Consider the following 10,331-nt stretch of genomic DNA (forward strand, 5'->3'; position numbering starts at 1 on the left):
GGTGAAGTCATCATCACGCAAAATGTGCTAAACGTTCTGGAGTATAGGCAGTCGCATCAACAGTTAATGGGTGCTCTAACATTAACTCACGCAGTAGCCGTGCAGATGCGGGTCCCATACACAGACCATTTCGATAGTGGCCGAAGTTTGCCCAAAGATTGGAAATTTCAGGAAATGCTCCGATATAAGGGACGCCTGTTGGTGAACTTGGGCGTAGACCTGCCCAATGCTTCACAATTGGGAAATCAGCCAGTTCTGGCACCATGTCCAAGCAGGCTTTATAAATATTTTGTTGGGTTTGTAGGGAGGGGCGTTGGTCAAAACCGACATCCGCCATGCTTGAGCCACAAACGATATGACCGTCTAAACGTGGAATCAGATACATGACCTGATTCATACACATTGTTGGGAGCCAGTTTTCAGGGGTTTTAAACAGCAACATTTGCCCTTGTACAGGGTTCACTGGAATGCTGCATTGGAGTTGTTCGGACCAGTGCTGTGACCATGCGCCTGTTGCAATCACCACATGATCTGCATGATAACTTTGACCATCAGCAGTTTTTACCCCTTGAACTTGCTGATTGACTATGTCAAACCTATGTACCCATGCTTGCTCATGGAAAGTGACTTGTGATAATTGTTTGAGATATTCCACAATCGACTTGAGCAGTCGGGGATTGCGGACGTTAGCTAACTGTGGAAAATGGATGGCTTGTTGAAAGCGCGTTGAAATACGTGGATTGATCTGTTCCAGTTGCGTGCGTTGTAAAAGTTCACACTGCTGCATCGGTTCCTGATGTTGTTCTTTATAATTTAGACCAATATCAAAATCAGCTTCGTCAAAAATTAGCATACCTGTTTCATGGATTTCAAAATCTATCCCTGAAACGGGGCTAATTTTTTCATTCCATGCTTGATACATGCTTTTGCCATATTTGGCGAGGTCATTGACACTTTGTGGATAGCGCCACGGGTACATCGGAGAGAGAATACCTCCACCTGCCCATGAGGCCGCTTGTCCTGCTTGTTGTTGGTCAAAAATCTCCACTGAACAACCGTGTTCAATCAGCTCAAGCGCTGTCAGTAATCCACTGATACCTGCACCAATAATGGCAATATGCATTGCAACTCAATCCTTCTGGTGTATTTCTTTTACTTCATGTCTTTCAGTTTGAGTGCCGCTTCTTCTGCAAAATAGGTCCAGATGCCATCGGCACCTGCGCGGCGGCAACTCATCAGTGATTCAATAATCACGCTGTCCGATAACCAACCATTTTGAATGGCTGCGGCAAGCATGGCATATTCACCACTGACTTGGTAAACGAAAGTCGGGACGCCAAAAGTGTCTTTGACTTCACGAACAATGTCCAAATACGGCATACCCGGTTTGACAATTACCATATCCGCGCCCTCTTGAATATCAAGGGCGATTTCATGTAGGGCTTCTGCGCGGTTGCCGACATCCATTTGATAGTTGTATTTATTGCCACCTTTAAGGTTGCTCGATGAACCGACTGCATCGCGGAAAGGACCATAGAAGCTTGATGCATATTTTGCTGAATAGGCCATGATCGAGGTGTAGATATGGCCATTGGCTTCAAAGGCTTGACGGATGGCACCGATACGACCATCCATCATGTCACTGGGTGCGAAAATATCAGCACCCGCTTCCGCGTGGCTTAAGCCTTGTTTAATCAGTGCCGCAACGGTTTCGTCATTGAGTACATAACCTGTTTCATCAATAATGCCATCTTGACCATGCGTGGTATATGGATCAAGTGCACCATCGGTAATCAGCACCATTTCAGGCAATTCTTTTTTGAGCAGACGTAGCGTGTTTTGAACCAAACCATCTTCACACCATGCTGCTTCGGCACTGAGGCTTTTATCTTCTTGAGGAGTTACTGGAAATAGTGCGAGTTTCGATACACCAAGTTCAAGTAAACGCTCCGCCTTTTTGACAAGTAAGTCAGCAGATAAGCGCTGAATATTTGGCATACTGGGAATATCTTGGGTTTGCTTCTGTCCTGGCAGGACAAATACTGGATAGATGAGATGATCTGGCGTTAAATGAGTCTCACGGACCATAGAGCGCAGATGTTCATTTTTACGAATACGACGCATGCGAGTAGCGGGAAACGCGGGACGATTGAACGTATAGGTCATAAAAATCTCGATAATCAGTATTAAACTAGGTCAGTATTGTAGACCTATCTGGTGGTTTTGGGCAGATTTGGATAGGTTTTTATTGTTTGCATGCTAAAGCAGGGTGTTATGAATAGTGGTGAAAAAAGCTGGACGGGCAGCATACACTTAGGAGCGAAAGTGGATATTGATGTGGTTTTTGAGCAATTGGTCAAGGCTTTTAATGCATCGCCATTTTTTAAGCACAACAGTATGAGCATGCGTGTAGTCAATGGACAGATTGAAGCCTATATAGATATGCAGGATTACTTAATTGGTAATGTCGCGTTCCAAATTTTACATGGTGGCGTGGCTGCAACGATTTTGGATAGTGTTGGTGGTATTGTGGCGATGGGGGAGCTGTATAAAAAAGCCGAACCTGACACGATTGCAGATACCATCAAAAAAGTATCACGTTTAGCGACAGTAGATATGCGGGTTGATTATCTTGCGCCGGGACGTGGAAAATATTTTATTGCACGTGCTGAAACCCTGAGATTGGGGCGTAAAGGTTGTACGATGCGTATGACTATGGTGAATGATGAAGATCGAGCGATTGCAACAGCTATTGCTTCGTATGCATATTAGGTCTATATGACTAAATGATTAATAATTAAGTGAAATTTATAGCACTCAGCAGGAAGTTGGGTGCTAAAAACTAAAAAAGACTGTGCAGTTACAAATTATATTCTCAAAATATGATTATCTAATCGTAAAATGCATCAAATTTTATAGTGACTTTCTCATCGACACCAATGCAGACAAGTTTTTTGTCTGATGTCCCTTTAGAAGGGATGATGCCGGCTGACCAAGTCTGTTAGATTTAGGAAAAATCAATGACAGATGCCTCAAATACACTGCCAGATACTGATACAGCCAATCAAATTAGTGATCAAACACTGAAAGCAAAACGGAAGAAAAGTTTAACTTTTGTTGCTCTAATTCTGATTATTGCTGCCGTTTTATACTTGGTTTGGAAACTGTTTTTTCAACATTCAGTCTCTACAGACAATGCTTATGTGGGTGCAGAAACGGCATCCATTACCTCTATGGTGACAGGTCAAGTTGAAAAAGTCTTGGTCAGTGATACTCAGAATGTGAAAAAAGGTGATGTGCTGGTTTTAGTGGATCATCGTGATGCTGAAATTGCTGTAGCCCAAGCTCAAGCTGAATTACTTAAAGCACAGCGCCAATATAAACAAAGTGCCGCCAACAGTAGCTCTTTAAACTCGCAAGTCTTTGTAAGTGATGACGCCATTCACAGTGCTGAAGCGCAAGTGGCTAAAGCCCAAGCTGAGCTAAATAAAGCACAGGATGACTTGAATCGTCGCCAGCAGTTGAGTGCAACAGGGGCAATTTCCAAAGAAGAGTTGAGTACTGCACAAGCCACATTCAATAATGCACAAGCCGGCTATAACTTGGCACAGGCTGGTTTAGCTCAAGCAAAGTCGAGCCAAAAAGCGGCGCAAAGCAATTTGGCTGCCAATGAAGCCTTAATTCAGGGTAGCAATGAAAACTCGATGCCTGATGTTTTAGTGGCACAAGCAAAATTAAAACAAGCTTTGTTAGACCTAGAACGTACAGAAATAAAAGCGCCTTTTGATGGTGTGGTGACAAGCCGGAAAATCCAAGTTGGACAACGTGTGGCACCGGGTTCAGTGCTCATGATGTTGGTTCCTATTTCACAGTTATATGTCGATGCGAATTTTAAAGAAAGTCAGCTTGAAAATGTACGTCCAGGTCAAAAGGCTATTCTAACCTCAGACTTATATGGGGATTCGGTTGAATTTCATGGCACAGTCTTGGGCTTTTCAGGCGGTACGGGCTCTGCCTTTGCATTGATTCCTGCTCAAAATGCGACAGGAAACTGGATCAAGGTCGTACAGCGCTTGCCAGTACGTATCCAACTTGACCCCAAAGAACTGACTGAGCATCCTTTACGTGTTGGCTTATCTATGGAAGCTCAAATCGACTTGAAATCGAAGTAGTTGCTTATGAATAGCTACGTTCCCTATGGCGACTTAAAAGGTGGTCGCCTCATGCTGGCAGCCTTTGTTCTTGCTTTGGCCAACTTTATGGTCGTGCTAGATATGACGATTGCCAATGTCTCTGTGCCTCATATTACGGGAAGCCTTGCTGTATCGAGTTCGCAAGGGACATGGGTGATCACCTCCTATGCTGTGGCTGAGGCAATATGCGTTCCTTTAACGGGATGGCTTGCAGGTCGTTTCGGTGGGGTCAAAATTTTCATTTTAAGCCTAATAGGCTTCACGGTATTTTCAGTACTGTGTGGTTTATCAACCAGTTTAGAAATGTTGGTTTTTTGCCGAATCGGTCAAGGTCTATTTGGTGGTCCGATCATGCCACTTAGTCAGATGTTGCTGATGCGAATTTTCCCTCCTGAGAAACAATCTCAAGCGATGGGTATGTGGGCAATGACGACAGTGGTTGGTCCAATTCTGGGTCCAATTTTAGGCGGAACTATCAGTGACAACATGTCATGGCATTGGATTTTCTTTATCAATATTCCAGTCGGTATTTTCTGTGCATTTGCAGCAATGCGTTTATTAAAACCAGCAGAAACAGCAACAGCAAAACTGAAAATTGATATGGGGGGCTTATTGCTATTGGTGCTTTGGATTGGGGCATTACAACTCATGCTCGATCTGGGGCATGAACGTGACTGGTTCAATAGCCCTGTGATTGTGGTATTGGCTTTAACCGCTGTGATTGGTCTGGTGATCTTTACCATTTGGGAGCTGACCGAACGACATCCAGTGGTGAATATCCAAATCTTTAGATACCGTAGTTTTACTATTTCTGTTTTAGCATTGGCCTTTGGTTTTGGTGCTTTTTTCGGCAGTATTGTGCTGATTCCACAGTGGCTACAGATCAATTTGGGTTATACCGCAACTTGGGCAGGTTATTTAACTGCAACTATGGGGTTTGGTAGTTTAACCATGTCGCCAGTTGTGGCAAAGCTAGCAACCAAATATGACCAACGCGCACTGGCGAGTTTTGGTTTGAGTATTTTGGGTGGGGTGACGCTGATGCGTTCATTCTGGACCACAGATGCAGACTTTTTCGCATTGGCATTACCACAAATCTTGCAAGGTTTTGCTGTGCCTTTCTTCTTTATTCCTCTGTCGAATATGGCATTATCGTCTGTGTTGCCACATGAAATGGCATCTGCCGCAGGTTTAATGAACTTTTTAAGAACTATGGCAGGGGCAATTGGGGCATCGGTTGCTGTTACCATTTGGGATGACCATACTAAAGTTGCACGTAGTGAAATGGTAGGTAGTTTACATACAGACCAGACCCAATCCCTGTTAATACAGCAGGGGATGAGTTCGGAGAGTGCTTTAGCTTATATTTCCAGTCTAGTCGATAAAGAAGCATTAACCTTATCCGCAAACTATATTTTTCTGATCTTAGCATTAGTATTTCTTTTCGCTGCTGCCATTATTTGGCTTTGCCCTAAACCTAAATTGGGTGTCGGTGGTGGAGGGCATGCACACTGAGACCATAAAAAATCACCTAAAAAAGAACATGCCAGTCAGTTAAGGAACTGACTGGCATGTTCTTTTTCAACCCTAGATTTTATTCGATAGAATTAGGAATTAAATTTCAGACTTTGCACGTTCTAATGCAGACTGCCATTGCTGTAAGTGAAAATCACGTTGATCTGAGCTCATTTGGGGTTCAAATGCACGCTCAAGTTGCCAAGACTGTGCAATTTCATCTAAGTTAGAAAAGATACCAGACCTTAAACCTGCCATGGCAGCAGCTCCCCATGCTGTAGATTCTTGCATTTTAGGGCGTAAAACAGGCACATTTAAAATGTCTGCCTGAAACTGCATAAGCATATCATTTTGACTCGCACCGCCATCGACACGTAATTCTTTGAGTGGTTGCTGAATATCGGCTTGCATGGCGGTCAGTACATCTGAGACTTGGAAGGCAATAGATTCTAAAGCTGCACGTGCAATATGGGCTTTGTTGGTTCCACGTGACATTCCACATAGTAATGCACGAGCTTCACTGTCCCAATGTGGCGCACCAAGTCCAGTAAAAGCAGGGACAAGGATAACGCCATCGGTATCCTTAACTGTACAAGCCAGCTTTTCGACATCGCCACTTTTTTGAATAATGCCTAAATTATCTCGTAGCCATTGCACAATTGCTCCTGCCATAAATACGCTACCCTCTAAGGCATAAGTGGTTTGATTTTGCGTTTTCCAGCCAAGTGTAGAAAGCAGTTTATTTTTACTGTACTGAACAGTGTCCCCCGTATTGAACAACATAAAACAACCCGTGCCATAAGTATTTTTAGCTGTACCACTTTCAAAGCAAGACTGGCCAAACAGCGCAGACTGTTGGTCACCTAAAATCCCTGTAATTGGAATATTGGCTCCAAGTAGTCCTGTTGCAGTATCGGCCACATAGGTATCTGAATTGATAATTTGAGGAAGTAGTGTAGATGGAATATTAAAGAGTTCTAATAGCTCTTCATCCCACTGCTGGGTACTCAAATTCATCAGCATGGTACGAGATGCATTACTAACTTCGATGACGTGATTTGCGCCTTGAGTCAGATTCCAAATGAGCCAACTGTCAATGGTACCAAAAGCTACATGACCTTCTGTCGCCAATTTACGGAGACCGTTGACATGTTCAAGTAACCATACCAATTTTCCAGCACTAAAATAAGGATCAATTCGAAGCCCTGTTTTGGATTGAATTTTGTGGCTCATGTTTTGCTGAAGGAGTTGGTTGCACCATTCAAAAGCACGACGATCTTGCCAAATAATGGCAGGTGCAAGTGGTTGCCCTGTGCGTTTATCCCATACGACAGTCGTTTCTCTTTGGTTGGTGAGACCAATGGCTTGAATGTCTTTGGCAAGGATGCGAGCCGAGGCGAGTGCTTGCTGTACAACGGCAATTTGTGAGCTCCAAATCTCTTGGGCATCTTGTTCAACCCAGCCAGATTGAGGGGTGTGTATGCGTGTTTCGCGTTGTGCCGTTGCCTGAACTTGACCTTGTTCATTGAAAATAATGGCACGACTCGAAGTGGTTCCTTGGTCGAGTGCAAGTAAGTAGCTCATAAATTATTTTATTGTTGGACTTGAAAACCAAAATATTAACGCAATTATGTAATTAAGCGCATCAATATGTGTGTTTATTTAGAAAATAGATCGTATTTTCTGGCAACTATGCTATGATTGGCGCTACTTTGGGGGTGTTTCTGGCTTCGACGCTGGTGATGAAACTCATAGATGCATGTCGAGAGCGCATTTTCTCTCGTAAATCAAATTTGCATTTTTTAGTCGCAAACGACGAATCATACGCTCTAGCTGCCTAAGGGCAGCTTGTCCGCCTCTCCGAATACTTGTGGTTAGAGAGTCCGACTGAAGCGCACGCACACAAGTCCGTATAAAACCAAGCCTCGGGGTTTTGTACTAAATTAAGAGGATCGCGATTTGTACCCTGTTCGTCGGGTCACAAAGAGTTAAAACAGTAGACGATATCTAAGCATGTAGTATTCTCGAGCGTAGTGCTGGCGGACGCGGGTTCAACTCCCGCCACCTCCACCAAAATTCTTTCCGAAGTAATCCATTGGAATCTAAAAAAGCCTTTAAACTCAATGTTTAAGGGCTTTTTTATTGGCTGTGTTGTCCGGTGCTGTCCTAAGCGATTTGACCCTATTTTTGCTTTGTGTGGGTCAATATTGGGACAATTTGACCCACTAAATAAGTTTAATTATGTGGGACAAAGATATGTCGCTTACTGATGTGATGTGTAAAAAAGCACTGCCGCAGGAAAAACAGTACCGTCTTTCTGATATTAATGGCCTGTCGTTACGAGTCGATCCGAATGGGAAAAAATATTGGTCTAACCCAACTGGTTTCAGCAAAAAATATTACACCTGCGAAAGCAGTTAAGTGTGAAGCTCAGTATTAAAGCTATTTAGTTAAAGTATTTGCATAACTAAAACATTTGAAAAAGGTTTGTTGCAGCAGATGTTTGTGTAAGGGGAATTGTTATGGCGAATTGGTTAGTTACTGTTAATTACGATGAATTTGATTTAGAAAAAGCCTTTGATGCTTTACCTAAAATTTATTGGAAAAACTCAGCAACAACTGAAGGTAAAGGCCTACAAATTAACGATATTGTTTATGTCTATGTGACTCAACCAATATCTAAAGTTTTGTATCAATTCAAAGTGATTGGGCATGCTGATCCATCAGAATATCCTCTTGCACAAAAAGCATTTTGGAAAGATAGAACCCAGCTGAATAGCATTAAGGGCTATGCTGTTTTTGAAAAATTGAAAAAAGTCGATAAAGCTACTTTATCTTTTGATTACTTTGTCGAGAACAAATTAATCCGTGATGCTCCAATTCAAGGTCGCCGTACAGATCGAGATAAAGACTCTAATGACCCTATTCGCATCTTCTTAGCGCATATTGTGAATGAGTTTAATAACGAGCTTATTGTTACAAATTACCCAGATGAAGCTGATACTGAAAATAAAAGCTTTCCTGAAGGTGCAAAGCAAACTGTTCAAGTTAATCGCTATGAACGTAATCCTGAAGCTCGTGCTAAATGTTTAGAAATTCATGGAACACGCTGTGAAATTTGTAAGATGAGTTTTGCAGAAACTTATGGCACTTTCGCCAAAGATTTTATTCATGTGCATCACATCACGCCATTACATCAAATTTCCGAAAGTTACGAGGTCAATCCTGAAACTGATTTAATGCCAGTCTGCCCAAATTGCCATGCAATGCTGCATCGACAGGAAAATGGTATACCGATGACTGTTGAACGATTGAAACTGTTATATGAAGTATCTAAAAGTTCAAAGTAAATTCAATTGTTGTCCAACTTCTAAATTAATCACTTTAAAACTATAGAGAAGTAGTAAATGAATAAGCTTTTAATGGCATTGCTCATTTTTGTGCCAATGTTTAGCCAAGCACAAACTTTTTATTATGATGAACCTGCAATCATAACTGGAAAATTACTTAGAATTAAAAGCTTACATCCAAATCAAGAAGTGTTTGGGGGTAATCAAATTGCTTTGACCTTAGATCAGCAAATTAATGTTGATGGTACAGAAGGTTTAGTAAAAACTAAACTTATTCAGTTGGTTGATAGTGACCCTCGATATTTATCCCTTTTTAAGAATGAGGGTAAATCAGTACAGATTAAATGTAGTGAGTTGTTTAGGTCACATACCGCACATCACTCAACGAAAGTACTCTGTGTTGTGGATTCTGTTCAATATAAAAAAAGCCTTCAGTAATATGAAAATGCTTAGTTACGCGTAATATTTGCATAAATATACTTTAGTTTTTTAACTATATTGGCAAATTTAATTAGTTCATTTGAAGGGGGGAATATGCAGGACTTAGATGATCAGTTAATAAATAAATATGAAAATCTCTTGTTGAAGGCACAGAAATATAAAATGCCTGAGCGAGAAATGACGATTTTCGATACTGCTTTAAAAAATCATCATGAGAATCCGATTACAGAACTATTAGCTTTTTTTCTAGATCCAAATGAAAAACATGGGTTGGGATCGAGTTTTTATAATGGCTTTGTTGAAGCAATTAAATATCATGAAAAATATTCGGAATTTGAATTTGGTGAAATTTTAAGAGTAGTAACACAGCAAAGCACTGATAAAGGTAACCGAATAGATCTTTGGTTTGAGACGGATACGGCTTTAGTCATTGTTGAAGTGAAAGTTCATCATATACAAAATAATCCATTTAAAGATTATGTGAGTTGGGGAAATAAAACTCTTGCTATGATTAATAAAGCACAGCCTGATTCGCAAGATCAAAAGCAGTTAGTAACAGTTATTCTGAGTCCATTAGGTGAGTGTTCACAGGATTGTTGGGTTGGTACTTCTTACTCAGAACTTACTGCTGAAACAAAACAAGCTCTTGGTGTTCAAATTGTTCAGAATCCTTTAAATAAGTGGGGAATCTTCGCAAGAGACTTTTTATTACATTTAGATAGTTTTAATGATTTATTGGAAACAAATATGGAAAGTTTAAAATTTGTTGTTGATAATATGCAGAAAATACAGGAGTTGGTGCAGTTAAGAGAAAATGAGTATAAAGAGATTA

Annotated in this window: 9 protein-coding genes, 1 other RNA gene and 1 pseudogene; 8 read left to right on the forward strand and 3 right to left on the reverse strand. The window is 41.3% G+C overall.

Annotated elements, in window-relative coordinates:
- Nucleotides 1-13 precede the first annotated feature (13 nt).
- Together thiO and hemB are read right to left on the reverse strand one after the other, a co-directional pair.
- Nucleotides 14-1,123: a glycine oxidase ThiO gene (gene thiO / locus GBI16_RS09235; protein WP_086208189.1), complete on the reverse strand. Its 1,110-nt coding sequence runs from the start codon at nt 1,121-1,123 to the stop codon at nt 14-16.
- A 29-nt stretch (nt 1,124-1,152) separates the two neighbouring features.
- Nucleotides 1,153-2,166, reverse strand: a complete 1,014-nt coding sequence (gene hemB, locus GBI16_RS09240) for a porphobilinogen synthase (RefSeq protein ID WP_086208188.1) — start codon at nt 2,164-2,166, stop codon at nt 1,153-1,155.
- A gap of 108 nt (nt 2,167-2,274) precedes the next feature.
- Here hemB and GBI16_RS09245 point away from each other — a divergent pair, with 108 nt between their 5' ends.
- The 3 genes from GBI16_RS09245 (at nt 2,275) to GBI16_RS09255 (ending at nt 5,708) form a co-directional block, all read left to right on the forward strand.
- Nucleotides 2,275-2,772 carry a thioesterase family protein gene (locus GBI16_RS09245; protein ID WP_086208187.1) on the forward strand — a complete coding sequence of 166 codons (498 nt, stop codon included), beginning with the start codon at nt 2,275-2,277 and terminating at the stop codon, nt 2,770-2,772.
- A gap of 248 nt (nt 2,773-3,020) precedes the next feature.
- Nucleotides 3,021-4,172, forward strand: coding sequence for an efflux RND transporter periplasmic adaptor subunit (locus GBI16_RS09250; protein WP_110974858.1), 1,152 nt, complete (start codon nt 3,021-3,023; stop codon nt 4,170-4,172).
- Nucleotides 4,173-4,178: 6 nt separating this feature from the next.
- Nucleotides 4,179-5,708: a DHA2 family efflux MFS transporter permease subunit gene (locus GBI16_RS09255; protein WP_110974859.1), complete on the forward strand. Its 1,530-nt coding sequence runs from the start codon at nt 4,179-4,181 to the stop codon at nt 5,706-5,708.
- Between the two features lie 99 nt (nt 5,709-5,807).
- Here the strand turns inward: GBI16_RS09255 and glpK are convergent, their stop codons facing one another.
- Complete coding sequence (glpK, locus tag GBI16_RS09260) at nt 5,808-7,292, reverse strand: glycerol kinase GlpK (protein WP_119064987.1); 1,485 nt, start codon at nt 7,290-7,292, stop codon at nt 5,808-5,810.
- A gap of 130 nt (nt 7,293-7,422) precedes the next feature.
- Here glpK and ssrA point away from each other — a divergent pair.
- The 5 genes and pseudogenes from ssrA to GBI16_RS09285 all read left to right on the forward strand — a co-directional run.
- Nucleotides 7,423-7,781: a transfer-messenger RNA gene (gene ssrA / locus GBI16_RS09265) on the forward strand.
- Nucleotides 7,782-7,964: 183 nt separating this feature from the next.
- Nucleotides 7,965-8,081: pseudogene (locus tag GBI16_RS18935) on the forward strand (Arm DNA-binding domain-containing protein); the annotation flags it as partial.
- 149 nt (nt 8,082-8,230) lie between these two features.
- Nucleotides 8,231-9,058, forward strand: coding sequence for an HNH endonuclease (locus GBI16_RS09275; protein ID WP_151706949.1), 828 nt, complete (start codon nt 8,231-8,233; stop codon nt 9,056-9,058).
- A 57-nt stretch (nt 9,059-9,115) separates the two neighbouring features.
- Nucleotides 9,116-9,496 carry a DUF4431 domain-containing protein gene (locus GBI16_RS09280; protein WP_151706950.1) on the forward strand — a complete coding sequence of 127 codons (381 nt, stop codon included), beginning with the start codon at nt 9,116-9,118 and terminating at the stop codon, nt 9,494-9,496.
- 96 nt (nt 9,497-9,592) lie between these two features.
- On the forward strand, nt 9,593-10,331 hold a 739-nt coding region (locus tag GBI16_RS09285; protein WP_151706951.1), incomplete at its 3' end, for a PD-(D/E)XK nuclease family protein.

Origin of the sequence: Acinetobacter sp. TUM15064 (assembly GCF_008980265.1) — a bacterium.
Lineage (GTDB): Bacteria > Pseudomonadota > Gammaproteobacteria > Pseudomonadales > Moraxellaceae > Acinetobacter.

What these genes read in the sequence shown, in the direction of transcription:
- GBI16_RS09275 (WP_151706949.1), top strand. Translation starts at nt 8,231, where the DNA reads ATGGCGAATTGGTTAGTTACTGTTAATTACGATGAATTTGATTTAGAA.
- GBI16_RS09250 (WP_110974858.1), top strand. Translation starts at nt 3,021, where the DNA reads ATGACAGATGCCTCAAATACACTGCCAGATACTGATACAGCCAATCAA.
- GBI16_RS09255 (WP_110974859.1), top strand. Translation starts at nt 4,179, where the DNA reads ATGAATAGCTACGTTCCCTATGGCGACTTAAAAGGTGGTCGCCTCATG.
- thiO (WP_086208189.1), bottom strand. Translation starts at nt 1,123, where the DNA reads ATGCATATTGCCATTATTGGTGCAGGTATCAGTGGATTACTGACAGCG.
- GBI16_RS09280 (WP_151706950.1), top strand. Translation starts at nt 9,116, where the DNA reads ATGAATAAGCTTTTAATGGCATTGCTCATTTTTGTGCCAATGTTTAGC.
- hemB (WP_086208188.1), bottom strand. Translation starts at nt 2,166, where the DNA reads ATGACCTATACGTTCAATCGTCCCGCGTTTCCCGCTACTCGCATGCGT.
- GBI16_RS09245 (WP_086208187.1), top strand. Translation starts at nt 2,275, where the DNA reads ATGAATAGTGGTGAAAAAAGCTGGACGGGCAGCATACACTTAGGAGCG.
- glpK (WP_119064987.1), bottom strand. Translation starts at nt 7,292, where the DNA reads ATGAGCTACTTACTTGCACTCGACCAAGGAACCACTTCGAGTCGTGCC.